Genomic DNA, 24,603 nt, shown 5'->3' with positions numbered 1-24,603 from the left:
ATAGTGTTCAAAAACGGGAATGCAACGACAAACCACTGCTTTTGCGTATCAAATATCAAACTCTAAGCAATATGAAGCCTGTGCTAACGCAAGTTTATTTGATAATCAACGTCTTCAAGGAAATTCGAGGCGTTAAAAATGAACGAAACAACACTAAATAAAATCATGTCAGAACTAGAACTTCTGCGCAAAGCAGTTCAATCCATCGCTCCTAAGGCGAAAAAAGAAATCAATTTCCAATCAGCTGACTGTTTTGTCTGGTCACCCACAAGTTCGTTTTTACAACCCGTAGCCGATCCAAATCGGATCAATATAGGCCTTATCAAGGGTGTTGATCACGTCCGTGATATCCTTATCGATAATACTGAACGTTTTGCAGATGGGCTTCCAGCAAACAATACACTGCTTTGGGGTGCTCGCGGCATGGGCAAATCATCATTGGTAAAATCAGTGCATGCGCACACAGCCGCAAACAGAAATGCAGAAATTAAGCTTATTGAGATTCATCGTGAAGATATTGATACACTTCCTGAGCTATTAAACATTCTACGTGCTCAAGATACACGGTTCATATTGTTTTGCGATGACCTGTCATTTGATCATGATGATACATCCTATAAGTCTCTAAAAGCAGCACTAGATGGAGGAATTGAAGGCAGGCCGGATAATGTGATTTTTTACGCAACATCCAACCGCCGCCATCTACTCCCCCGCAACATGATGGAAAACGAGAGCTCTACCGCAATTAACCCGCACGAATCTGTCGAGGAAAAAGTATCGCTCTCTGACCGCTTCGGACTATGGTTGGGTTTTCATAAATGCAATCAAGATGACTATTTATCAATGGTTTACGGTTATGCAGAGCATTTTGATCTTGAGATCGATAAAGATAGTTTAAAAGCTCAATCATTGGAATGGGCAACCACCCGAGGATCTCGCTCTGGACGTGTCGCATGGCAATTCACGCAGGACTTGGCGGGGCGCCTTGGTAAAAAACTCTCATAAATAATGAAAAGGCCCGTCTACTTGAACGAGCCTTTTCATCTTATTTTCGCCTGGAGGGCGTCTTTTATTCAAGATATGATATCGGGTTTTTGGGAACAGCTTTATCCCGTACTTCAAAATGAAGTTTTGGGCGTTTTGCCGATCCGGACATACCACTGTGAGCAACCACCTGACCACGTGTAACTTTATCCCCTCGACTCACATTCAAGCTTCGTGCATGGGCATAAACAGTCACAAGATTATCATCATGACGAACCAGAACAGTGTTTCCAAATCCTTTTAAACCGCTATCGGCGTATATAACCACGCCATTTTCCGCAGCTTTAATAGGAGATCCCTCTGGCATTAAGATATCAATGCCATCATTTCGCTTTCCTGCTTCCGTTTTACCGCCAAAACTTGTCACAATTTGCCCTTTGGCAGGCCAGCGAAGCTTGTCAATGCCTGTTTTCTTTGGTGCAACAACATCTGTTTCTATTTTAGCAGTCCGCGTAAGCGCATCGTTTTTCTCGGAGATCGACTTCTTCGTTGCTGCTATTTTTTCGCGACCAGTCCGATCAACTACAGGCACCTTTGCTGAAACGGACGCCGTCATTGTATTATCAGGTGCCATCGCTTTAAACGACTTGTTCGGAATAGTCAGACGTTGACCTATCCGAATATTTGAAGACGACAAGCCATTTGCAGCTTTAAGTGCCGATACACTAACTCCATGCTTATACGCTACGCGGTTTAGCGTATCACCTGAAGAAACTGTGTAGGCACCTGTATTACTTACAACTTTTTTAGTCGGCGTTGCGAATGGCTTTTTACTCACAACCTTCAACATTCCGTCCCGCACATTTGGAACAGGAGCGCTAGAACCACGTGGGAACATCGTTTTGCTTCCACGGTGAGAATTTGCAGACTTCGTCAATACGTCATTATCAGGCGCCGAAACTGGAGCTGCTGATGAATAAGCATAAACCGGTATCGTGAGTATCTGTCCTGATTTAATTGTACGAGAATCTACAATATTATTAGCTCGCAGGATTTCAGCTGCCGGAACACCATAGCGCCGAGATAGATTATATACAGTTTCGCCCTCTGATAGTGAAACTTTTGTTCCACCGATTGTCGACCAACCACCTTTACGTGCTTGGGTTTTTGGTGGGATCGAACCAGTCACAATAGGATCTGGTGTCATCGGAACGAGTGATTTCGGTTGGGATACAGGCTTAATAGATCCTGTTACAATAGAATCCTGAGTACTTGGCGCTATCATTCTTACAGGCGCCTTAGCAACTATCGGGGCTTCAACAACGTTGTTGAGAGACTTTTTCTCCTTACGTGAAAGAGCCTTGCGAACTTTATCTGCGAATGATGGTTTTGTTGATGCTGGTAATGTTTCACGAACTACGCTTGTTTGTTTAGCAGGAGTAGCTGCTGCTTGATACAAATCTCGTGGCGCATTTGCGGGATTGTTTGATATCGAAGCAGTATGAATAGGTGACGGAGATCTTGTGGCATCCGGATATTGCTGAACGATTGCTTGCCGCTGATAAGTGGACGGAGCACGATAATCGCCAGGATAACTTTGTGTCTGAGTACCATTGCCAACGGGCGCCAACCCATCTGCAAGTGGCTGTTTTACCGAAGCTGTTGTCAGCTGACCATCATTTAGGGCATTATGATACGAAAATCGACTCATGTCCGAACTGCAACCAGCGATAGTGCCAGCCATCAAAACCATCGAGAGGGTCTTTAACGTTGTCCGATAAGGACGAGATAACTCATATTTACTCATAATCAACACCAATTACGCAAAACAATATGTGCGTATTAAAGCGCGTTAATGTTACCGAGCAGTTAAATTTACCAAAAAAAAACTATAATGCGCCATTTGAGTCAAAATTAAAGCGCGGCGGCAAGTCCCTCAAGCAATGGGCTATCATAAACCTCGAACAGGTCTTCTCGCTCAAAACGGCTTCCAATTTTTGTAAGACGAACCATTTTTGCTGTACCATTACCGAGGGATAATGGGGCAATCATTACGCCGCTTGACGTTAGAAATTCAACGAAATGACGCGGCATATCTTTAAAACTTGCCGAGACGAAGATCCGGTCAAATGTACCCTCGCCTTCCACACCTTGCAGACCATCTGCATGTTTTGCAATTACATTTGTTGCACCGATTTGCTCATACTTCTCATTGGCTAAAGTCACATGATTTTTGTAACGATCCACAGTCAAAACTTTTTCGCCTAATCTCGACAACACAGCACCGGAATAGCCACTTCCGCATCCAACTTCCAAAATTTTATGATGTGATTGGACATCTAATTGCTGAAGTAATCTGGCTAGCGTATCTACGCTTTCACAAAACCCACCGCAGGCAATAGGAAACATCTGAGAACTATAGACAGTATTTTTAAATTCCGGAGAAAGAAATACACGGCGCGGAATGCTTTCGATTGCGGTCAACAGTGCATTACCTGTTACATCAAGGCCTCGAAGCCTGAGTAACATCGCAGCAAGTTGTTCTCTTTCAAGCGCCTGATTGCTCATGTTTAAAATGCCTGTTCTAGTGCCTTCCTCAATTCATGATCGGTCATGTCTACTCTAACTGGTGTTATGGATATCTTACCATGAGAAAGCGCGGCCAAATCAGTACTTCCACATTCTTCATGTTCACCTTCTTTAAACTTAAGCCAGTAATAAGGCCTTCCAACACCGTCAATTCGCTCTTCAATTGTTAAACCATGCATGCGTCTTGCTTGTCGCGATATCATAACATGCTGATCGTCATCACTAAGTTCAATTGGAAAGTTTACATTCAAGAATGAATTTGTCGGCAAATCAATATCTATTAGTTTCTTTAAAATAGATGCTGCCATCTTTTGCGAAACATCCCACTTTACCGGACCAATTCCCAAGCTCCAATCATGAGCTTGACTAAGAGCAATGGATTTGATTCCCAAAATAGCACCTTCCATAGCCCCAGCAACTGTGCCTGAATATGTTATGTGGTCTGCTGCATTTTGCCCTGCATTTACACCAGAAAGAATTAGATCAGGCGGATTATCCATCAATTGACGAACAGCTACAATGACGCAGTCCGTTGGTGTGCCGTTTACTGCAAAGACATGTCTTTCTATTTCACGAACCCGAAGTGGTTGAGCCAATGTAAGAGCATGCGAAACACCACTTTGATTGGTCTCCGGTGCCACAACCCAAATATCATCTGAAAGCTCCGTGGCAGCTTTACAAAGAACCACAAGACCCTCTGCATCAATCCCGTCATCATTTGTAACCAATATACGCATTGTGCAAAGTCCTATGAATGAAAGACGATCTTACCGTTTTTCTATTTTGGTGACGCCACCCATATATGGCAAGAGTACATCTGGCACTGAAATGGAACCATCCTCATTGAGATAATTTTCCATGACAGCAATAAGACAACGACCAACGGCAACACCCGATCCATTGAGTGTATGCACAAATTGCGTGGTTTTACCATCTTCCAAACGATAACGCGCATTCATGCGTCTACCTTGAAAATCGCCACAGACTGAGCAAGAAGAAATCTCACGATAAGCATCCTGCCCGGGCAACCAAACTTCGATATCATAGGTTTTACGCGCACCAAAGCCCATGTCACCACCACAAAGCGTAACAACACGATAATGGAGCCCGAGCTTTTGCAAAACAGCTTCTGCACACCCCACCATGCGCTCCAGCTCATCTAAAGAACTATCAGCGTCCGTAATTGAAACCATTTCGCACTTCATAAATTGGTGCTGCCTTAACATGCCACGTGTATCTCGACCTGCAGAACCAGCCTCAGATCGAAAACAAGGCGTCAGCGCAGTATATCGCAGCGGCAACTGCTTCTGATCAAGAATCTGTTCGCGTACAAGGTTGGTTAGAGACACCTCCGCAGTAGGAATAAGCCACCTACCCTCTGTGGTGTGAAATAGATCCTCGGAAAATTTAGGTAGTTGACCGGTACCAAATAAGGCTTCATCACGCACCAATAGTGGTGGATTAACTTCCTCTATTCCATGCTCGACCGTATGAACATCAAGCATAAACTGACCCAAGGCACGCTCCAAGCGAGCTAGACCACCTTTTAACACAGTAAATCTAGACCCGGACATTGCGGCCGCAGCCTCAAAATCCATGAGCCCTAATTCTTCACCAATTTCAAAATGTTCTTTTGCTGGGTGATTCCAACCGGGTTTTTGGCCAACTTTTCTCTCTTCGCGATTGTCATCTTCGGTAAGACCTTCGGGAATATCTGAATATGGAATATTCGGAAGTGTAGCCAATAAATCAGACAGAGCAGCATCAGCTGTTCGAGCTTCTTCCTCAACTGACTGCATCTCGTCTTTTAACTTGGATACTTCGGCCTTCAACGCTTCGGCTTTGTCAAAGTCCTTCTGGCCCATAGCAGCGCCGATTTCTTTTGACGCACTATTGCGACGAGATTGCATGTCTTGAAGTTTCTGAACGATCGAGCGACGCGCTTCATCGGCCTTAAGAACTAAGTCCGCTTGCTTTTCCGCTCCACGCACTAGAAGTGCAGCATCTAATAGTTCGGGGTTTTCACGTATCCATTTAATATCAAGCATGATGGTCCAACAGTCTTATTGAGGGGGTTGAAGTACGTCCAAAAGGTGCGACTTACTCTTCGTCTTCGTCAGAATATCCCGACTTCTTCAGCTCTTCTTTTCTACGTCGATCAACTATACGAGCGCAATAGATAGCGACCTCGTAAAGAAGGATTGTAGGCAATGCAAGGCCTATCTGAGAAGCAGGATCAGGCGGCGTTAGCACCGCAGCCATAATAAAGGCAAGTACGATGGCATATTTCCGCTTCGTGGAAAGTGTCTCCGCAGTCAGCAATCCAGCACGCGCCATCAGTGTTGTTACCACAGGCAACTGAAAGACAAGACCAAACGCAAAGATAAGCGTCATAATAAGACTTAAATATTCAGACGTCTTCGGAAGTAATGTGATTGACGCAACGCCAGATCCCCCTAGCTGTTGTGTACCTAAGAAAAACAACATCGCCACAGGAATAAGAACGAAATAAACAATTGCACCACCGATGATAAACAAAATCGGCGAAGCAATTAGGAATGGCAAAAATGCTGAACGCTCATTTTTATAAAGACCTGGTGCAACAAACTTATAAATCTGTGTCGCGATCACAGGAAATGACAGCAACATACCACCAAAGAAGCCAATTTTAACTTGTGTGAAGAAGAACTCTTGAGGTGCCGTGAAAATAAATTTTATTTCCTGATCTTGAATACCTGACCATTCAACAGCCCATGAGTACGGCAAAATGAGCAAATTATAAATCTGGCTGCCCAATGCAAAACAAAAAGCAAATGCAATGATAAAACCAGCAACCGCCCATATCATACGGCGGCGCAATTCAACTAAATGCTCAACAAGTGGCTGCGGTTGGTCATCGATCTCCGCTTCATTACTCACGGAATCGTTCATTTGACCTTGGCCTTTCCTGTATCGACGCTTGCGCCTTTTGTTTTTGCTGTTGTTGTACGTGGTTTACGCACATTTGTTTTTGGTGCAACTGGCGACTTATTTGTCGACGTTTTTGCGGCAGGTTTACGACCGGTTGATTTACGAACCGGTGCGGTCGTTTTTTTCGGTGCAGCAGCTTTCTTTGCGGCTGTCTTCTGCCCGGCAGCTTTACGTGCTGTTGTTTTACGCACTGGTGCCTTTGCAGCAGCAGCCTTCGCCTCTTTCTCGCCCACTGAACGAGCTGCATCAGAAATTTCTTCCGGCTTCGGCACCCATGGCTTTACAGGCTTAGCATCTTCTACCGCGTCACTAATTTCCGCACCAACGTCATTGACTGCGTCTTTTACCTGATTAAGCGGATTGTAGCTTTTAGCCTCGGCAACTGTTTGCCTCAACTCATCTAATTCAGATTCTTCCAGTGCATCGTCAAACTGCCGTTTGAAATCATTTGCCATGCCACGATATTTTTTAACCGTGCGCCCAAACGCACGAAGCATGGGCGGCAAATCCTTCGGACCAACCACCAAAATCAAAACCACAGCAACCATAAGCAGCTCAGGCCAGCCAATATCGAACATACTAGATAACTTTCAACAGTATCAATCTAACGAAATGAAAAGCTATTAAACTTTATCTTTTTCGGCTTGTTTTTCAACTTCAACTGTTTTTGATTCAGCCGTATCGACTTCCTCTTTCATACCGCTTTTAAAGCTTTTAATACCTTTAGCGACATCGCCCATCAATTGTGGAATTTTACCGCGGCCAAAGAAGACCAATACAACTAGCAAAATGATGACAATCTGCAGGGGACCAATATTTCCCATAATTTACTCCTAATGTTCTTTCTTTTTATGTAGGATATTTATGCAGAAGATTCAAACAAGAATACGTCCTGATCATTAATTTTTAAAAATACATCAGAAGCTGATTGGGGCAAGTTGCCTGCACGGATACTCGCATGGATAAGATTATCGGTGCCTGATACCGCTAATTGCAGCTGTTCAAGCCTACCAACAAACTTTCTGGTAATGATACGAGCCGGCATACCGCCTGCTTTAGTATCAACCATCACACCTGAATGTCTGATGGCGACGTCGAGCTTTATTCCATCAGCAAAATTTGCAGCATCCACCACGCCTACAGGCGTATCCACTTTACCTGATTTAGTTGTTGCTGAAAGTACATTAAGATCAGAGAAAAAGCTTGCTGTGAAAAGGTCTTTGGGGGTTTGATAAAGATCACGACCAGTACCAACTTGTACAAGTTTTCCATCCTTTAAGAGTGCAATTCGATCAGCCACTTGCATAGCTTCATCAGCATCGTGCGTTACAATAATAGATGTGGCGCGCGCTTCACGTAAAATAGAAAGAGTATCACTACGAACGACCTCTTTAAGTCTTGAATCCAAACCTGAAAATGGCTCATCCATTAAAAGAACAGACGGTCGCGGCGCGATGGCTCGAGCCAAGGCAGCCCTTTGCTGCTCACCACCGGATAAAAGATGTGGGTAAGCATTTTGGTATTGTTCAAGCCCTACCCTTCTCAATGAGAGGATCGCCTGTTTTTCAGCCTCATCAGCAGAAAGAGCAGTTAATCCAAATTTCGCATTATCCAATATTGTCATGTGCGGAAAAAGCGCAAAATCTTGAAACATAAGTCCAATGCCGCGTTTCTCAGGCGGTAATGCTTTTTTCGGATTAGCAATCTCTTGCCCGTTGAGTAAAAGCCGTCCCTGGCTTTGAACTTCAATCCCCGCTGCAAGTCGAAGCAAAGTGGTTTTACCAGAGCCAGACGGTCCAAGAAGACACATGACTTCGCCCGGTTTCACTGTTAAATCTATACCACAAAGAACAGGTTCACTGTGATAACTATGATGAATATTTTCAAAAGTCAGGCTAGCTGCAAAGCTCACGCCTGCCTTTTGGCGAATATCCATACTGATACTTTTGTCTGAATTTGGTGCCATATTCTAAAGCCGCAATTTGGAACTTAGATTTAAAGTTCCTTCAACTGCTTTAATCCACTTCATCACCCATTGGTGTCAAGAGGCCAAGATCTTCCAAATCCATATCTGAAATCGGATCTTCATCTTCGGTTAGCTCATCACCATCAAACGGAACAGGAATTTGAAAATTACTGGGAATGCGGCTGGACAGCAAACCAGAGCCTTTTAACTCATCCAGTCCAGGTAGATCTTTAAGATTTTCCAACCCAAAATGATCGAGGAAATCGCGGCTTGTACCATATGTTACGGGTCTACCAGGCGTGCGTCTACGCCCCCGCATACGTACCCATTCGGCCTCCATCAACAAATCTAACGTACCTTTTGAAGTCGCGACACCACGAATCTCTTCGATCTCGGCACGTGTGACCGGCTGATGATAAGCAATAATTGCAAGAACCTCGAGTGCAGCACGTGAAAGTTTACGAACTTCTGTTTCTTCTTGCCGAATGAGAAATGAAAGATCCGCCGAAGTTCGAAACGCCCATGCGTCATCAATACGCAGCAAATTTATGCCACGAGATGCATAAAAATCAGATAACCGCAGCATCACGGCTTCAACATCGATGCCATCAGGCAGTTTAGACGCAATAAATTTTTGAGAAACGGGCTGCCCAGAGGAAAATACCAGCGCCTCCGCAATACGCTCTGCGTCCTTAAGTGCATGATCGCGCAACGCGTCAACTGCATCTTCTGACTGAATAGAATGATGACCAATGTCATCATCCATATATTCATCACGATGTTCGCCCATCTCGGTCAAGCCACCATCTTCATTCATTGACCTTCACTCCCATTCATCGCTAAGGTAGCATCCACCATTATGCTTGTCTTCGATCTTGTTGAATTTCGCAAAAATATCGGTGCAAAAACACCATCTTGGCGAATATCGAAGTAGCCTTCACGAACCATTTCCAAGGAAGCTGCAAACGAGCTTGCCAACGCAGTTTTTCGTTCTGTCTCATCCTCGTGCAGATATTTTATCAAAAAGCTATCAAGTGCCGTCCAATCGGCGATTTCACCCAACATACGCGATAAAATTCCACGCGCATCTTTAAGCGACCAGACCTTTCGGCGCTCAATCGTCACCTGAGAACGAGAGTTCCGCTGACGTTGTGAGGCGTATGCAGTCAACAAATCGTAAAGCGAGGCGGAAAAATCAGATGTCTTTTCAATCACGATCGGTTCTGGCATGCCGCGTGCGAATACATCTCGACCCAATCTGTTGCGATTAACTAGTCGGGTCGCAGCCTCACGCATCGCCTCAAGTCTCTTCAAGCGAAACGCCAATTGCTGGGCCATTTCCTCACCCGAAACTTCTTCTTCATCATTTTGACGCGGTATGAGAAGTTTGGATTTTAAGAATGCAAGCCAAGCCGCCATAACCAGATAATCCGCAGCAAGTTCTAAACGTAATTTGCGGGCATTTTCAACAAATTCAAGGTATTGCACAGCCAATTCAAGGACTGAAATTTTGGCAAGATCCACTTTTTGCGTACGCGCAAGATGGAGCAGCAAATCGAGCGGACCTTCAAAACCTTCCAAATCCAGGACGAGACTTTTATCACTAATGGCTCTATCCGGGTTAATTTCATCCCAGAGCTTCTCCATTGGAGCAGAGCGTTTATTCTGCTTAAGCATATTTGATGGGACCACCGCATCATCATGAGCGCTGGTATCAGCTGCTAAATCCAGTTTACTCTTGTCATCGTCTGCAGTCATTTGCCCTCGATCGATTACGAGGCGTTGATTCCAAACTCGCTAATCAAAGCCTCAAACTCCTGGCGAATATCTTGCTCATCAATGTCATCAGGTTCTGCTAAACTCGAAAGCACCGCCGCGGCTCTTGTGTGAGACGCACCTGACAAAATTGGAGTGTTGGAGGCTACCGTCTCCATCTCTTCCATATCCCCACCACAATGTAGTACAATATCACAACCGGCGGAAAATATTCTTGAGGTTCTTTGTGCGAAATCCCCAGAAAGTGCATTCATTGACACATCATCAGACATTAAAAGTCCATCAAATCCAATTTCCGAGCGAATAATATCATGAATAACGATCGCAGACGTTGTCGCAGGATTGCTTGTATCAATGTCAGAAAACACCACATGAGCCGACATAGCCATCAATTCTTCCGATAAAGCTTTAAACGGAATAAAATCAGAGGCAGATAAGTCTAAGTGGGATGTTGTAACTATTGGCAATTCTTTATGTGTATCTGCCATTGCACGTCCATGCCCAGGCATGTGCTTTATAACAGGCAAAACGCCACCTGCTTTCAAGCCCTCACAGGCTACACGACCCATTTTAACAACATCTTCCGCCCGTTTTGAATATGCTCTTGTCCCAATCACCTCATGACCATCTGGCGAGGGCACATCCAAAACCGGTAAACAGTTCACATTGATACCAAGCGACAACAAATCGAACGCATGTAAACGCGACATCAGCCAAACTGCATGGAGCCCGACATCTGCTTTTTTCTGGAAAATTTCACCCAACTGAGAAGCTGAAGGATAATTGGCTGCAATTGGAGGTCTTAGTCTTTGTACCCGACCACCCTCTTGATCAATCAATATGGGAGCCTGCGGATTATCAATAGCCGCTCGTAAGTCCTTGGTCAGTCGAAGGACCTGTTCGGCATTTTCAATATTTCGACTAAATAAAATAAAACCGAACGGGTTTTCTTCTTTAAAGAAAGCTCGTTCGGCCTCATTAAGTGAAAGGCCAGCACAGCCTAAGATCATTGCTTTTGATTCTCTCATAAAAAGAGAATACTGACACAAATGCCTACCTGCAATTATTTATCTTGTAACAAAGCAACTTCCGCCAGCGGACTTATATCGCGAGCAAAGCGAATTTGCCTCTGAACGTTCACCAACCTGAATGCGGACACGATGGAAAGTTCCCTTCCCGGCAATGTCTGCTTTTTGATATTCTACACCGCGACCACCAAGAACTGAATTGTAGCGCGTTACAAGGTTCTGATAACTTGATTGAGCAGCGGCAAGTGAAGGTTGCGATGCAATCTGCATATAATAACCAGAGAAATTTTCTACAGGTTGTGCAACAGGTTCTGTAACTGCTGGCTGCGTCGCTACAGACGTCTGTGTTTCAACTGTAACAGGCGCAGCAGATGCTGTTTCTCCGTTTGTTGAAGTGTCAGTTGTAGTTGACGTATCTGTATTGTCCACTTGTCCACTATTTGCAGATACCAACGGATCTACGACGGGAGTATCGTCTGCCACAGCCGCAACTTCCTGCTCAGCTGATGCAGCCGACAACGCGTCGGCAGATGCTTGGGAAACGGTGTTCTGATTACCAAATACCTGATCAGGTTGCGGTGTGTCCGCTTGCGCTTGTTGCGTTGGTGCTTCAGGAGCTGTTTCTTCACGAGTGATTATTGTTCCATCAGCCTGCACAACAACAGTACGAACTTTTTTAGGCACAATAAGGGGTTGAACAGTTCCATTTGCAGCGGAGAGATCTGTTTGTTCGCCAGAAACCAATCGATCTTCGATCTTTTCAACACTATCACGGCCTTCTAACGGTAACAGATTAGGGTCAAGAGTTCGTTGAACGATATCAACTGGTTCCTCCGTTGATTCAACCAAACTAGGTTGACTTGCGACACTGGTATCGTTGCCTTCTACTTGAGTATAAACCGCCTGATCCTGATTTGGCACATCTGTTCCACCGGGATCGGCAGGCTCCTCTTTAATGGGAGAATTATCAGCTTTAATCAGAACAGGCTCACTAGAGCCGCCATCTGCTGATGACAAATTATTGTAAACAAAATAACCACCCGCACCCAAAACCAAGAGCGCAAACATTCCAACCGCTGCAAATTTACCGGTGTTTGAATTATCTGCATTGGGTGTGCTTTGCAAATCTTGCCAATTGGCCTGGCTTTGAGATACGTCTATCCTTTCAGGTTGCATTAATACCGCCGGCGCAGCAGCATCCATAGAAACGTCGTTCGAATCTCCGGTTTGGTCTTCATTCACTGCACTCATATCAAAAAAGGAACTAAAGTCCTGAGCCGATTCTTGAGTGGATTCATTAGACGCTTCGGCACTAGAATTTTCAGCCGCCTCTTGCGGATTACTATCTTTGTACAATTGTGAGAATTCTTCTTCTAATTCAGAATCCAGATCCGCATCATAGGATGCTTCCTGCGCTACATTCACAACGGCTGGCTCGATAGAAGGCACGTCAAATTCTATTGTTTTCTCCACATCATCGTTCGCATCGATAACGGCAGACATATCTACCTCGCCAGCGTAAGATTCCTGTGTGACAGGCTCGGTAACCGACTGCGACACCGATGCATCAACAACGGTTTGAAACGTCTCTACTGATTGGGTAATTGGTTCCTCAATCTTCTGAGCATGCTCGGAGATGACCTCTTGTGCCTGATCAACGGGTTCATTAATCTGCAATCCATCTGAAAGTTGGTTCTGCAAGTTTGCCAATTCTTGTTCTAAATCATTCGCAAAATTGTCACCAACCGCTGGCATATTATCATCTGTCGGTACATTAACATTACTTATGATGTTTTCTTGAGGGTTCGGAACATTATATCGTGCCATTTCCGCTAGAACGTTATCTTGGTCGTTTTCTTGAACATTATCAGGCTGATAAATAGGCATCTCGACAGGCTCACGAGTAAACGTAGTTCTTTGCGGACGTACTTCAGGCACTTCCGGCTCTACTGGCGCTTGCTCTGGTGCGGAAAAGACTTCATCAGTGGTGGATGGTGCCTCGGATTCACTTTCTAATGCGTCTATGCCAAATTCACGCATCAACTCTGCTTCAAGATCTGACGCCATCGTATTTTCAGCTCTTGCGGGCTCGCCAAGCGGAGCAGGATTTTTATTATAACCCATCATGCGGGCCAATTCGTCGACAGGATTTTCGACCGTTTGGTCTGCTTCTTTTTCAGGTGTAATTCTTTGATTCAATTCATCGGTCATAATACTTCACTTCTCCTGGCAAATGTTCTGCCATGTCAATGTGGAGAAATATTGACACTAGCGCATTTCCAGTGGTGCTTCCGTACCTGTAATCGATAAACCAGACCGCAAGATAGAAGCAATTGCATAAACTAGGCCAAGTCTGGCCGCAGTTAATTCTGCACTTTCATGGTTAATAAACCGTAATTCTGGGCGTTCTTTTCCTAAATTCCAGTGAGAATGCAGCATACTAGCTAAATCATAAAGATAAAATACAACTTTATGTGGCTCATGCCCCAGTGCTGCACTCTCAATAACCCGAGGGTACTCAGCAAGTTTCGCAATCAAACGCAACTCAGTCTCATCCGCGAGCGTTGAAGCATCGATGTTTTTCAGCCTATCAATCGAAAAATCCTCATCCGGGAATGCCTCAGCAGCCTGCCTAAACACAGAATGACAGCGAGCATGCGCATATTGGACGTAAAATACAGGGTTATCTTTTGATTGCTCGGTAACTTTAGCAAAGTCAAAGTCCAATGGCTCGGAGCTTTTACGATAAAGCATCATAAAGCGTACAGAATCCGAACCCACTTCATCGACGACATCTCGAAGTGTAACAAAGTCGCCTGACCTTTTAGACATTTTGAACGGTTCGCCATTACGATAAAGTTTGACCAATTGGCACAATAGAACGGTTAAGTCAGTTTTACCGTCAGAAATACCATGGGCCAGCGCTTCCATACGCTTAACATAACCCCCGTGATCTGCACCCAACACAAAGATTGTTTCTTCAAACTCTCGTTCAAATTTGTTGACGAAATATGCGGTATCGGCTGCAAAATAAGTATATGACCCGTCAGATTTGACCAATGGACGATCTAAATCATCTCCAAAATCGGTCGTTTTGAATAAAAGCTGCTCTCGATCTTCCCAATCATCCGGTAATTGCCCTTTTGGAGGTGGTAAAGTGCCTTTATAGACAAGCCCCTTGCTCTCCAGCGTATCAATAGCCGCACCAATGTATGCACCATTATTTTCATGCAATTGCCGTTCCGAGAAAAATACATCATGTCGAATATTCAACGCAGCGAGATCATCTCTGATCATATCCATCATACCATCGATGGCACGAGGTTTAATGATTACAAGTCGATCAGATTCACTCATATCTTTCAGTTTAGAGCCATATTCTTCAGCAAGCGCCTTTCCAAGTGGCACAAGATAGTCTCCAGGATAAAGACCTGCGGGAATTTCGCCAATATCATCGCCCAACGCTTCGCAATATCTTAGATAAACAGAATTTGCCAAAACATTGATCTGCGCGCCGGCATCATTAATGTAATACTCTTTGGTGACATCATGTCCTGCATAGGCAAGAAGATTTGCAAGAGCATCCCCCACAACCGCACCACGACAATGACCAACATGCATTGGGCCGGTTGGATTTGCAGACACATACTCGACGTTAATTTTACGTGCCGGAGAAATTTGATCTCTCCCGTAATCTTCCCCTTGCTCAACCATCTGAACAACTTGCTTTTGCCAATAAGTTGCCGACAGGTTTAGGTTAATAAAACCAGGACCAGCAACATTAACCGATGCTATATCTTCATCGCTTGATAGAGCATTGGAAATCTGAGTAGCTAATTCGCGCGGATTACTCTTCAAAGGCTTGGCAAGCATCATGGCAGCATTGGTCGAAATGTCGCCATGAGATGGATCACGTGGAGGCTCTACAGTCATACGTGCGAGATTGACTTCGCCATCAAAACCTTGAACAACTTCAAGAGACATAACGGCTTTTTTTATTTTGCTTTCAAAGTTTTTGAAGACATTCATAATTTAATCAGTTCCATCGGAATTTTAGTAAGACTTACTCATAGAGTGCTGAATTTCAGCGTTATGGGCTGCCTAAAGCATATTTCATTATTGGTCAAACAAACGTGCATGTTGATCAAGTGCAAAATTATCTGTCATGCCTGCTAAATAATCACCAACATGCCTCGCCTTTGCTTCCTCATTTAATCTATCAAGCCCATCGACCCAACGAGCACCAGACATAAGCGTTGGATCATTCATGAATGCTGAAAACAAATTTCTCACAACTTTGGAAACTTGCTCGCGCTTCTCCAAGACACTTTCATGACGATAAACATTCGCAAATAGAAATTTTTTAAGTGATTTATCAATTAGTACCATTTCTTCATTAAATCCAACGATTGTTTCACCAGCTTTTCGCACATCGTCAACGCTTTGCGGTCGTATTCGCTTCAAATTTGATTGCGCAGTCAAAATAACATTTTCAACCATTCGTGTGATTTGACGACGCGTCATTTCATGTGTGAGACGCTCGTCATCAAGATGCGGATACTTATCTTTCACTTCTCTAATAAGATCAGCCAGAAATGGAACGTCTTCCAACATGTCATGAGTTAGCAAACCAGAGCGAAGTCCATCATCAATATCATGCGTGTTGTAGGCTATGTCATCGGCGATCGCTGCGGATTGAGCTTCTAAACTGGCATGGCTCCAGAGCCATAGATCATGAAGTTGATTATAATTACGAATGGCAAGCGGTATCTCTTCATCATTTTCTTGGTTCTTATCGCATAAAGGACCATTATGCTTGACTAATCCTTCAAGGCTTTCCCATGTTAGATTAAGCCCGTCAAACTCCGCATATCGTCGTTCTAATTTGGCAACGATTCGCAGTGACTGTGCATTATGATCAAAACCACCATATTGTTTAAGCAGCTCATCAAGCGCATCCTCACCCGTGTGACCGAAGGGTGTGTGACCAAAATCATGCACGAGCGCCACACCTTCGGCCAAATCCTCGTCCAACTTAAGTGCCCGCGCCAATGCACGTGCTATTTGCGATACTTCAATTGTATGGGTCAGTCGGGTCCGATAATGATCACCTTCGTGTGCAATGAATACTTGTGTCTTATGCTTCAAGCGCCGAAATGCGGTAGAATGAACAATACGATCACGATCACGCTGAAAAGGAGATCGCGTTAAACTTTCATCCTCAGGATAGAGGCGGCCTCGACTATTGTGCGCTTGTTCAGCATAAACCGCCCTCGCCCCGACTCCAAAGCCAAGTTCATCCCTATCAATTTTCGTCAAAATTGGCCTACTTTCAATTCACAACATCTTTTCACTTTGGCTACCATTGACGTTTGCCTAAGCTGCACATACCTATATAGCAGAAATATACAATAAATTAATGAGTTCTAAGCTTTGAATTTGAACAAAGTGAGGTGCAGATATGACCCAAGAAGCAAATGTAACCGTTTCTGATAACGCGTTTAATCGAATCGAGAAAATCCTCTCAGGCCAAACTGACAAGTTCGCCTTGCGTGTTTCTGTCGAAGGCGGTGGCTGCTCTGGTTTTTCCTATAAATTTGATTTGGTTGATGGCCAAGGTGACGATGATCTTATTTTGGAAAAAGGCAATGCTCGCGTTTTGATCGATAACCTATCTCTTGTCTATATGAGTGGATCAGAGATTGATTTTGTTGACGATCTTATGGGACAATCTTTTCAAATCAAAAACCCTAATGCAATTGCATCTTGCGGCTGCGGAACAAGTTTTTCCATATGAAAATTGTAACTTGGAACATTAACGGCATTAAAGCGCGTATCGAAAATTTGAAAATATGGTTGCAAGAATCCCAACCAGATATTGCATGCCTACAAGAGATCAAATCCGTTGATGAAAATTTCCCGCGTGAAGAGATCGAAGCACTTGGTTATCATGTCGAAACGCATGGCCAAAAAGGGTTCAATGGCGTCGCACTCATCTCCAAGATAAGTCCTGACGAAGTTAATCGCGGCCTACCGGGTGATGACACAGATGAACAGGCCCGTTTTATCGAAGGCGTTTATGCGACTGATAAAGGCGTAATTCGCGTTGTATCTCTATACTTGCCCAACGGTAATCCTGTTGAAACAGAGAAATATCCATACAAGCTCAACTGGATGGCGCGACTTGAAACTTTTGCAAAAAAGCGCATGGCATTTGAAGAACCACTTGTGCTTGCGGGTGATTATAACATTATTCCTGAACCACACGATTGCAAGAATCCATCAGACTGGGAAGGCGATGCGGCTTTCAGGCCCGAATCTCACGAAGCATACCGCAAGTTCGTTAATCTCGGCTTCACGGATGCGTTGCGAAACGTCAATGACGAGGAAAAAACCTACACATTCTGGGATTATCAAGCTGGCGCATGGCAAAAAAACAACGGCATCCGCATCGATCACCTCATGCTCTCGCCTGAGGCTGCAAATATGTTAGCTTCTGTTGAAGTGGAAAAGCATGTCCGTGCTTGGGAAAAACCATCGGATCACGTGCCAGTAGCAGCGTATTTAAACGCTTAAACAAGTTCTTTTAGAACTTACCCTTATCGATCATATCTTGCGCAAGTAAGATAGCTGTTCTGCGATCCGCTTCATCGGCAAGAGAAAATGCTTGCTCCTGTAGGGTTTGGATCCACACTCTATCGTTAGGTGTCGCACGTTCATGGGCCGCCGTGATCAAAGCAAGTCCGTGGACCGACTTACCTTCTTCAAACAATATATTACCATAAACTGCCGCTGCAGCAGGATGGCCACCCGCTCTGGCTCGATTAAGCCATTTTTTTGCCTGTCGTAAACTACGGCCACCACCCTTACCATCCAAAATCATTTGACCCAGACGATATTGGGCTTCGGGGAAGCCAAAAGCGGAAGCTGCTTGGAAATAAAATTGCTTTGCCGTTTTTGCATTAACTTTAACAGGGCTTCCGGGAATACCCCGCTCATAATAATTCGCCAAAGCCATCAAAGCATGAACAAAATATCCAACATCTTCTGAACCAGGCTCTACACCCTGTCGGGCAATCTTCTCGTAGTTCTTGAAGGCCTCATAATCATCTTCTTGAACGCCATCACCGAAGGCATACATATTGGCCAATGCCCATCGAGCACCACGATGTCCTTTATCAGCGGCATATTGATAGGCTTCAATAGCGCGTTTTTTCTCACCGTTTTTATACGCTTTAAATCCAAATTTGAACAAATCCAAAGGACCTTGTTCTTCGCTCACTTCGTCCTTTTTCTTTGGGTCGAACGCGTAAGCATTCGACACCAAAGTAACTGACGATACTGCTATCGCCAGTTTCAAAAGTGCAACTTGAGCAAATTTAGATTTAGATATCCGCATAAGTATGTTTTTCTTTCGCTCCACCTGGGTGAGTAACGGCACCATCGACCGCAGGCCCCACAGTCTGTGCATATTTCCACAATGCACCTGCTGCGTAATCAGTCTCACGAGGCTTCCACTCTTTCCGTCTTTCTTCTAATTCTGCATCAGAAAGCTGAACATTTAGTGTACCTTCAACAGCATCAATTGCAATGATGTCACCATCCTTCAAAAGGCCGATCGGACCGCCAACAGCGGCTTCTGGACCAACATGGCCAATACAAAAGCCGCGTGTCGCACCAGAAAAACGACCATCCGTGATAAGCGCAACCTTGTCACCCATACCCTGACCATACAGCGCAGCAGTGGTAGATAGCATCTCGCGCATACCCGGTCCGCCTTTTGGTCCTTCATAACGAATGACCAGAACTTCACCTTCTTTATAGTCCTTATTTGAAACTGCTTTGAAGCACTCTTCTTCAGAATCAAAACAACGCGCTGGACCTGAGAACTGCTGAACAGCCATACCTGCGACTTTTACAATCGCGCCGTCTTCGGCCAGATTACCTTTGAGACCAACAACACCACCCGTTTTTGTAAGAGGTTTATTGGCAGGATAAACAACGTCTTGTTTGTCGTTCCACTTCACACTTTCCATATTTTCCGCTATTGTGCGACCTGTGACTGTCATACAGTCGCCGTGGAGATAGCCGTGCTCAAGAAGCGTCTTCATCAGCAGTGGTATACCACCGGCTTCAAACATATCTTTTGCTACATATTTGCCGCCCGGTTTTAGATCGGCAATATAAGGCGTTTTCTTAAAAATTTCAGCCACATCAAACAAATCAAACTCAATACCAGCTTCATGCGCCATTGCAGGCAGGTGAAGAGCAGCATTTGTCGATCCACCAGAAGCAGCTACCACCGCAGCAGCATTTTCAAGCGACTTGCGTGTAATGATATCGCGTGGACGAATATTTTTCTCAATTAGCTCCATGACTTTTTCGCCAGCGGCAAAACTAAATTTATCACGGATTTCATAAGGCGCCGGCGCGCCGCATGAATATGGCAATGCCAAACCAATAGCTTCGGCCACTGTCGCCATCGTGTTCGCAGTAAATTGCGCACCACATGAACCCGCAGATGGACAAGCAACCTGCTCAATTTCAGCGAGATCCTCATCGCTCATATCACCAACAGAGTGCTTACCAACGGCTTCAAATACATCCTGAACAGTAATTTCCTGACCGCGGAATGAACCTGGGAGGATAGAGCCGCCATAAATGAAGACTGACGGAACATTCAAACGGATCATTGACATCATCATGCCGGGAAGAGACTTATCGCAACCAGCAAGACCAACAAGCGCATCATAACAATGGCCACGCATTGTTAGTTCCACAGAATCGGCAATCACTTCGCGTGAGGCTAGCGAGGATTTCATGCCTTGATGCCCCATAGCAATACCGTCTGTCACTGTAATTGTGCAGAATTCGCGCGGCGTACCCTTACCCGCAGCAACACCTTTTTTAACAACTTGAGCTTGACGCATCAGCGAAATATTACAAGGCGCAGCTTCATTCCAGCAGGATGCAACACCAACAAGTGGTTGCGCAATTTCCTCGGTCGAAAGACCCATCGCATATAAATATGAACGATGTGGCGCTTTAGCTGGTCCAACTGTTGTATGGCGACTTGGTAATTTCGATTTATCAAATTTAGATGTCATTTATGTCCTCAATCAAACTTCTTCCAACATGCAAAAGAAGCCAAGCATAGATCTGGGCTTCATTTGTGGCCGGAAATAGGCAAAGCGCTCTGTCGCGCTCATGAAAATAGATTCCCCAATATGATGTTGCGATATTGCAACACCAAAACCTCACAAACCTTTAAACAGCAATGCCAATGATTTGACAATATGCAGCATCAGATTTCTTCAACAAGCTTCTTCTAACCAGCATCTAGAACGCGCTGAAGTGCTTCATTCAACTTGGCTATCTTGCCTTCAAGTTCCGCAAGACGGGCATGCTCAGCCTCGACCACATCCGGGCGCGCATTTGCAATAAACCTTTCATTGCCAAGCTTATTTTTAACCTTGCCCAAATCCACATCGACTTTGCCAATTGCCTTTTCCAAGCGAGCTTTTTCGACATCAAGGTCAAGCAGTGCACCAAGAGGTAGACTATAAGTTACTTCCGCAACCACAATCTGCGCGGAACCTTTTGGAGTTTGACCATCTACCTGAATATTTTCTACGCGTGCAAGCTGACGAATGGCAGGTTCATGGCGTAACAGCTTCTCGCGTGTCGCATCATCAAATTCAGCAACATGCAGCGGCGCCTTCGATGATGGTGGTACATTCATTTCAGATCGAACAGAACGCAGACCCGACACAAGATCAATCAACCAATTGATTTCTGCCGCAGCAATATCATCACTTAGTTCAGGCATCGGCCACTCAGCATGACAAAGCAAACCGGATGAGGCTTGCCCAGCTTCTGAAACAGACCAAAGCTCTTCCGTCATGTAAGGCATAAACGGATGCAGAAGACGATAAATAGAGTTCAAAACATAAGCAACGCACGCACGAGCCTCAGCCTTTGCATCTTCATCATCACCCTGGAAAACAGGTTTTAAAAGCTCAAGATACCAATCACAAACAAGGTTCCAAGTAAACTTATAGATCGCACTGGCTGCATCATTAAAGCGATAAGCCTCAATCTGTTTGGTCACCTCAGCAACTGTGCCGGAAAGCTCAGCTAGAACCCACCGGTTAACCTGCAACTTTGCACTTTCAGGCCTAAAGGAGGCATCAAGTGCTGCACCATTCATTTCAGCAAAGCGTGTCGCATTCCATAGTTTAGTACCGAAATTGCGATAACCTTCAATACGTTGAGGATCAAGTTTTACGTCCCTACCCTGCGCCGCCATAATCGCAAGCGTGAAACGCAAGGAATCGGCACCGTACTCATCAATCAGGTCTAAAGGATCAATAACATTGCCTTTTGACTTTGACATCTTTGCGCCATGCTTATCACGAACAAGCGCATGGACGTAGACCGTATGGAATGGCTCAATGGGCGTACCATCTTCATCCTTCATGAAATGAAGACCAGCCATCATCATCCTTGCCACCCAAAAAAAGATGATATCAAACCCGGTAACAAGAACATCGGTCTGGTAGTACTTCTTTACTTCCTCAGTGTCAGCCGGCCAACCTAATGTTGAGAATGGCCAAAGTGCAGAGGAGAACCATGTATCAAGAACATCTTCATCACGCACAAGTGGCACGCCTTCTCCAGCCTGCGCTTGGGCCTCAGCCTCAGATTTTGCCACATATACTGTGTCATCAGGCCCGTACCATGCAGGAATTTGATGTCCCCACCAAAGTTGACGAGAAATACACCATGGTTGGATATTTTCCATCCAGTTAAAGTATGTATTCTCCCAAGTCTTTGGAACGAAGTTCGTGCGGCCTTCTTTAACCGATGCTAAAGCTGGTTTTGCGAGCGTCTCCGCATCAGCAAACCATTGGTCAGTGAGCATAGGCTCAATAACCACACCAGAACGATCACCGAAAGGCTGCATCATTTTGTTGTTTTCAACGAGCGGGATCGCATTGCCCTCTTCGTCTTTTGCCATAACAGCAAGACCTTCCGAGGTTACATCCGCGACAACCCGTTTACGAGCTTCCAAGCGATCCAAACCACGATATTCATCCGGCACCAGATTAATGCTGTCCACATAGTTCTCGTCAGGTTTGCCACTTGCTTTGACAAGCGCCATTGCTTTGGCTGATTCCTCAGCATATGGCGCGCCATCTGCCCGCATGCCAGCTGTTACATCCATCAATCGATAAAGTGGAATATCATTACGCTTTGCAACTTGATAATCGTTAAAATCATGGGCACCGGTAATCTTAACAGCACCAGAACCAAAGTCCTTATCAGGATATTCATCGGTAATAATTGGAATGAGGCGACGGTGTTTTTTTGGACCAACAGGTATTTCGCATAGTTTTCCGACAATGGGCGCATAACGCTCATCAGATGGATGAACAGCCACCGCACCATCACCCAACATTGTTTCGGGACGTGTTGTTGCGATCGAAATATAATCACGTGTTTCGCGAAGCGTTACATTCCCATCCTCATCTTTTTCAACATATTCATATGTTGCGCCATCCGCCAACGGATATTTGAAGTGCCACATATGGCCATCAACTTCAATATTCTCGACCTCCAGGTCAGAAATCGCAGTTTCAAATTTTGGGTCCCAATTCACCAGCCTTTTACCGCGGTAAATCAGACCTTCATTGTAAAGTGTGACGAAGACCTCTAGAACTGCTTTGGAAAGCCCCTCATCCATTGTGAACCGTTCGCGCGACCAATCGCATGACGCACCAAGACGCTTAAGTTGATTGAAGATTGTACCACCGGACTCTTCTTTCCATTCCCAAATTTTTTGAATGAACTTTTCACGGCCCATTTGACGACGCGTTTCATTGGCACCACTTTCTGCCAGTTTTCGCTCGACAACCATTTGTGTTGCAATACCTGCATGATCCATACCCGGTTGCCACAAAACATCTTTGCCGCGCATTCGCTCAAAACGAACAAGAATATCCTGCAAAGTATTATTAAGCGCGTGCCCCATATGCAACGAGCCTGTCACATTTGGTGGCGGTATCACGATGCAGTAAGGTTCGGCACCCTCTTTTGCCCCAGCGCCCGCTTTAAACGCGTTCGCCTCATCCCAGGTTTTTGCAATTTTCGGCTCTACTGAGGCCGCATCATAGTTTTTCTCAAGCATATTTCTCGCCAACAATGGAGATTTGAATAATCCTATGTCGTAAATCTCAACGAGACTAAGAAGTCAACATAAGGAGGAGGAAACGGAGAATAATTCTTAAACCCCTAAATAAAAAGGCCGCCTCAGGCGACCTCAATTAAAATTAGTGCCTTCGAGAGCGAATACTATCCGCCACGCGCCACGCGCTCAATTTCTTCACGCACCAGTCTTTCAACCAAACTTGGCAGGTTATCATCCAACCAATCCTGAAGCATCGGACGAAGCATTTCAGTTGTCATAGTTTCAAGGTTTTTGTCTGCGACATCTTCTAAGGACTGCTCCAATGCAGCGAATGAAGCTGCGACTTTTGCGCCGGAATCGGTAGAAAGCAGCGCCGGAGCATTGTTCAATGGCTCATCTGGAGAAGCTTTGTCCTCAGATGTAGATGTATTTAGCTCTCCCTCCAACGCAGCAACAACATGCTCAACCCCCGCTTCTTGCGCCGAAGCTACAACTTGCGCAGCTAGTGATGGTGAAGATTCAGGCTCCATTTTTTGCTCTGATGTCGCTGTTGGTTCTGGCGATACAGGAGCTTCAACTGCCGCCTCTGTTGATGCAACCATCTCCCGTTCGGTAGACGCAGGCGCCTCTACCGGGGTAACCGGATCCTGCTCTTCTGGACTTGCCACCTCTGGGGCTTGAACGGCAGCTTGCGGCGCTCGTGCAGGCGCGTCTGTAAGCTCTCCACGTTCAGAATGAGCTTCAGCACCTACACTCGCAGATACCGCCGCTTCTGATTTTGAAACATCACTTTGTGTTGGTGAAGCTGGTTTCGCAGGTTCGCCCGGTTTTTCTACTGGGCTAACGACCAACTTTTTCTCAGGTTTTACTTCGGTATTCTGTGACTGAGGTGCTTGTTCACCAGCAGCGGCCTCGGTTTGCGTTTGAGCTACCGCCTGTTGCACCAACTGTTGCTCAGAGTTGCCGCCATCTTTTTCCTCATTACTCTGAATGATTTTACGGATGGAAGAAAGAATGTCTTCCATCGACGGTTCGTCACGATTACCTGAAGTCTGAGCCATTTAAGTCACCTAAAAATACATGAAAACAAGATGAATATT

The 24,603-nt window shown here is 45.1% G+C and carries 21 protein-coding genes; 3 read left to right on the top strand and 18 right to left on the bottom strand.

Annotated elements, in window-relative coordinates; translation table 11 throughout:
* Positions 1-138 precede the first annotated feature (138 nt).
* The gene (locus AB2J24_RS03345; protein WP_367384422.1) at positions 139-1,005 is read left to right on the top strand and encodes an ATP-binding protein; all 867 of its coding nucleotides are present in this window, start codon (positions 139-141) and stop codon (positions 1,003-1,005) included.
* A gap of 64 nt (positions 1,006-1,069) precedes the next feature.
* Here the strand turns inward: AB2J24_RS03345 and AB2J24_RS03340 are convergent, their stop codons facing one another.
* The 14 genes from AB2J24_RS03340 to AB2J24_RS03275 all read right to left on the bottom strand — a co-directional run bounded on the left by AB2J24_RS03340 (position 1,070) and on the right by AB2J24_RS03275 (position 16,623).
* Positions 1,070-2,791, bottom strand: a complete 1,722-nt coding sequence (locus tag AB2J24_RS03340; RefSeq protein ID WP_367384421.1) for a peptidoglycan DD-metalloendopeptidase family protein — start codon at positions 2,789-2,791, stop codon at positions 1,070-1,072.
* Between the two features lie 107 nt (positions 2,792-2,898).
* Positions 2,899-3,552, bottom strand: a complete 654-nt coding sequence (locus tag AB2J24_RS03335; RefSeq protein WP_367384420.1) for a protein-L-isoaspartate(D-aspartate) O-methyltransferase — start codon at positions 3,550-3,552, stop codon at positions 2,899-2,901.
* Between the two features lie 2 nt (positions 3,553-3,554).
* Positions 3,555-4,310, bottom strand: a complete 756-nt coding sequence (surE, locus tag AB2J24_RS03330; RefSeq protein WP_162652334.1) for a 5'/3'-nucleotidase SurE — start codon at positions 4,308-4,310, stop codon at positions 3,555-3,557.
* A gap of 30 nt (positions 4,311-4,340) precedes the next feature.
* Positions 4,341-5,621, bottom strand: coding sequence for a serine--tRNA ligase (serS, locus tag AB2J24_RS03325; protein WP_367384419.1), 1,281 nt, complete (start codon positions 5,619-5,621; stop codon positions 4,341-4,343).
* 52 nt (positions 5,622-5,673) lie between these two features.
* Positions 5,674-6,504 carry a twin-arginine translocase subunit TatC gene (tatC, locus tag AB2J24_RS03320; protein WP_367384418.1) on the bottom strand — a complete coding sequence of 277 codons (831 nt, stop codon included), beginning with the start codon at positions 6,502-6,504 and terminating at the stop codon, positions 5,674-5,676.
* Positions 6,501-7,121 carry a Sec-independent protein translocase protein TatB gene (gene tatB / locus AB2J24_RS03315; RefSeq protein WP_367384417.1) on the bottom strand — a complete coding sequence of 207 codons (621 nt, stop codon included), beginning with the start codon at positions 7,119-7,121 and terminating at the stop codon, positions 6,501-6,503. Before tatB ends, tatC begins: the two co-directional genes overlap by 4 nt.
* Before the next feature lie 45 nt (positions 7,122-7,166).
* The gene (gene tatA, locus AB2J24_RS03310) at positions 7,167-7,367 is read right to left on the bottom strand and encodes a twin-arginine translocase TatA/TatE family subunit (protein WP_162652338.1); all 201 of its coding nucleotides are present in this window, start codon (positions 7,365-7,367) and stop codon (positions 7,167-7,169) included.
* Between the two features lie 38 nt (positions 7,368-7,405).
* Positions 7,406-8,509, bottom strand: a complete 1,104-nt coding sequence (locus tag AB2J24_RS03305) for an ABC transporter ATP-binding protein (RefSeq protein WP_367384416.1) — start codon at positions 8,507-8,509, stop codon at positions 7,406-7,408.
* A gap of 49 nt (positions 8,510-8,558) precedes the next feature.
* Positions 8,559-9,299: an SMC-Scp complex subunit ScpB gene (gene scpB / locus AB2J24_RS03300; protein ID WP_162653596.1), complete on the bottom strand. Its 741-nt coding sequence runs from the start codon at positions 9,297-9,299 to the stop codon at positions 8,559-8,561.
* A gap of 23 nt (positions 9,300-9,322) precedes the next feature.
* The gene (locus AB2J24_RS03295; protein ID WP_367384517.1) at positions 9,323-10,156 is read right to left on the bottom strand and encodes a segregation and condensation protein A; all 834 of its coding nucleotides are present in this window, start codon (positions 10,154-10,156) and stop codon (positions 9,323-9,325) included.
* A 125-nt stretch (positions 10,157-10,281) separates the two neighbouring features.
* Positions 10,282-11,313, bottom strand: coding sequence for a beta-N-acetylhexosaminidase (gene nagZ, locus AB2J24_RS03290; RefSeq protein ID WP_367384415.1), 1,032 nt, complete (start codon positions 11,311-11,313; stop codon positions 10,282-10,284).
* Positions 11,314-11,352: 39 nt separating this feature from the next.
* Entirely contained in the window at positions 11,353-13,524 is a 2,172-nt protein-coding gene (locus tag AB2J24_RS03285; RefSeq protein WP_367384414.1) for an SPOR domain-containing protein, read from the bottom strand.
* 57 nt (positions 13,525-13,581) lie between these two features.
* Positions 13,582-15,342 (bottom strand): arginine--tRNA ligase, encoded by a 1,761-nt coding sequence (argS, locus tag AB2J24_RS03280; RefSeq protein WP_367384413.1) that lies wholly within the window; start codon positions 15,340-15,342, stop codon positions 13,582-13,584.
* A gap of 87 nt (positions 15,343-15,429) precedes the next feature.
* Entirely contained in the window at positions 15,430-16,623 is a 1,194-nt protein-coding gene (locus AB2J24_RS03275; RefSeq protein WP_367384516.1) for a deoxyguanosinetriphosphate triphosphohydrolase, read from the bottom strand.
* A 151-nt stretch (positions 16,624-16,774) separates the two neighbouring features.
* Here AB2J24_RS03275 and erpA point away from each other — a divergent pair, with 151 nt between their 5' ends.
* Positions 16,775-17,110, top strand: a complete 336-nt coding sequence (erpA, locus tag AB2J24_RS03270) for an iron-sulfur cluster insertion protein ErpA (protein WP_367384412.1) — start codon at positions 16,775-16,777, stop codon at positions 17,108-17,110.
* On the top strand, positions 17,107-17,889 hold the full coding sequence (xth, locus tag AB2J24_RS03265) for an exodeoxyribonuclease III (RefSeq protein ID WP_367384411.1): 783 nt from the start codon (positions 17,107-17,109) through the stop codon (positions 17,887-17,889). The genes erpA and xth overlap by 4 nt, the downstream gene beginning before the upstream one ends.
* 10 nt (positions 17,890-17,899) lie before the next feature.
* On the opposite strand, the gene AB2J24_RS03260 is transcribed toward xth, so the two are convergent.
* The 4 genes from AB2J24_RS03260 to AB2J24_RS03245 form a co-directional block, all read right to left on the bottom strand.
* Positions 17,900-18,712 carry a tetratricopeptide repeat protein gene (locus AB2J24_RS03260; RefSeq protein ID WP_162652345.1) on the bottom strand — a complete coding sequence of 271 codons (813 nt, stop codon included), beginning with the start codon at positions 18,710-18,712 and terminating at the stop codon, positions 17,900-17,902.
* Entirely contained in the window at positions 18,699-20,420 is a 1,722-nt protein-coding gene (gene ilvD / locus AB2J24_RS03255; protein ID WP_367384410.1) for a dihydroxy-acid dehydratase, read from the bottom strand. Before ilvD ends, AB2J24_RS03260 begins: the two co-directional genes overlap by 14 nt.
* A gap of 221 nt (positions 20,421-20,641) precedes the next feature.
* Positions 20,642-23,503 carry a valine--tRNA ligase gene (locus AB2J24_RS03250; RefSeq protein WP_367384409.1) on the bottom strand — a complete coding sequence of 954 codons (2,862 nt, stop codon included), beginning with the start codon at positions 23,501-23,503 and terminating at the stop codon, positions 20,642-20,644.
* A gap of 164 nt (positions 23,504-23,667) precedes the next feature.
* Positions 23,668-24,564, bottom strand: coding sequence for a DUF2497 domain-containing protein (locus tag AB2J24_RS03245; RefSeq protein ID WP_162652348.1), 897 nt, complete (start codon positions 24,562-24,564; stop codon positions 23,668-23,670).
* Between the last annotated feature and the right edge of the window lie 39 nt (positions 24,565-24,603).

This window comes from Lentilitoribacter sp. EG35, assembly GCF_040784015.1.
Lineage (GTDB): Bacteria > Pseudomonadota > Alphaproteobacteria > Rhizobiales > Rhizobiaceae > Lentilitoribacter.
Note: the sequence above shows the minus strand (reverse complement) of the source record. Positions and strands in the feature narration are given on the sequence as shown.

What these genes read in the sequence shown, in the direction of transcription:
- AB2J24_RS03345 (WP_367384422.1), top strand. Translation starts at nt 139, where the DNA reads ATGAACGAAACAACACTAAATAAAATCATGTCAGAACTAGAACTTCTG.
- AB2J24_RS03340 (WP_367384421.1), bottom strand. Translation starts at nt 2,791, where the DNA reads ATGAGTAAATATGAGTTATCTCGTCCTTATCGGACAACGTTAAAGACC.
- AB2J24_RS03335 (WP_367384420.1), bottom strand. Translation starts at nt 3,552, where the DNA reads ATGAGCAATCAGGCGCTTGAAAGAGAACAACTTGCTGCGATGTTACTC.
- surE (WP_162652334.1), bottom strand. Translation starts at nt 4,310, where the DNA reads ATGCGTATATTGGTTACAAATGATGACGGGATTGATGCAGAGGGTCTT.
- serS (WP_367384419.1), bottom strand. Translation starts at nt 5,621, where the DNA reads ATGCTTGATATTAAATGGATACGTGAAAACCCCGAACTATTAGATGCT.
- tatC (WP_367384418.1), bottom strand. Translation starts at nt 6,504, where the DNA reads ATGAACGATTCCGTGAGTAATGAAGCGGAGATCGATGACCAACCGCAG.
- tatB (WP_367384417.1), bottom strand. Translation starts at nt 7,121, where the DNA reads ATGTTCGATATTGGCTGGCCTGAGCTGCTTATGGTTGCTGTGGTTTTG.
- tatA (WP_162652338.1), bottom strand. Translation starts at nt 7,367, where the DNA reads ATGGGAAATATTGGTCCCCTGCAGATTGTCATCATTTTGCTAGTTGTA.
- AB2J24_RS03305 (WP_367384416.1), bottom strand. Translation starts at nt 8,509, where the DNA reads ATGGCACCAAATTCAGACAAAAGTATCAGTATGGATATTCGCCAAAAG.
- scpB (WP_162653596.1), bottom strand. Translation starts at nt 9,299, where the DNA reads ATGGGCGAACATCGTGATGAATATATGGATGATGACATTGGTCATCAT.
- AB2J24_RS03295 (WP_367384517.1), bottom strand. Translation starts at nt 10,156, where the DNA reads ATGGAGAAGCTCTGGGATGAAATTAACCCGGATAGAGCCATTAGTGAT.
- nagZ (WP_367384415.1), bottom strand. Translation starts at nt 11,313, where the DNA reads ATGAGAGAATCAAAAGCAATGATCTTAGGCTGTGCTGGCCTTTCACTT.
- AB2J24_RS03285 (WP_367384414.1), bottom strand. Translation starts at nt 13,524, where the DNA reads ATGACCGATGAATTGAATCAAAGAATTACACCTGAAAAAGAAGCAGAC.
- argS (WP_367384413.1), bottom strand. Translation starts at nt 15,342, where the DNA reads ATGAATGTCTTCAAAAACTTTGAAAGCAAAATAAAAAAAGCCGTTATG.
- erpA (WP_367384412.1), top strand. Translation starts at nt 16,775, where the DNA reads ATGACCCAAGAAGCAAATGTAACCGTTTCTGATAACGCGTTTAATCGA.
- xth (WP_367384411.1), top strand. Translation starts at nt 17,107, where the DNA reads ATGAAAATTGTAACTTGGAACATTAACGGCATTAAAGCGCGTATCGAA.
- AB2J24_RS03260 (WP_162652345.1), bottom strand. Translation starts at nt 18,712, where the DNA reads ATGCGGATATCTAAATCTAAATTTGCTCAAGTTGCACTTTTGAAACTG.
- ilvD (WP_367384410.1), bottom strand. Translation starts at nt 20,420, where the DNA reads ATGACATCTAAATTTGATAAATCGAAATTACCAAGTCGCCATACAACA.
- AB2J24_RS03250 (WP_367384409.1), bottom strand. Translation starts at nt 23,503, where the DNA reads ATGCTTGAGAAAAACTATGATGCGGCCTCAGTAGAGCCGAAAATTGCA.
- AB2J24_RS03245 (WP_162652348.1), bottom strand. Translation starts at nt 24,564, where the DNA reads ATGGCTCAGACTTCAGGTAATCGTGACGAACCGTCGATGGAAGACATT.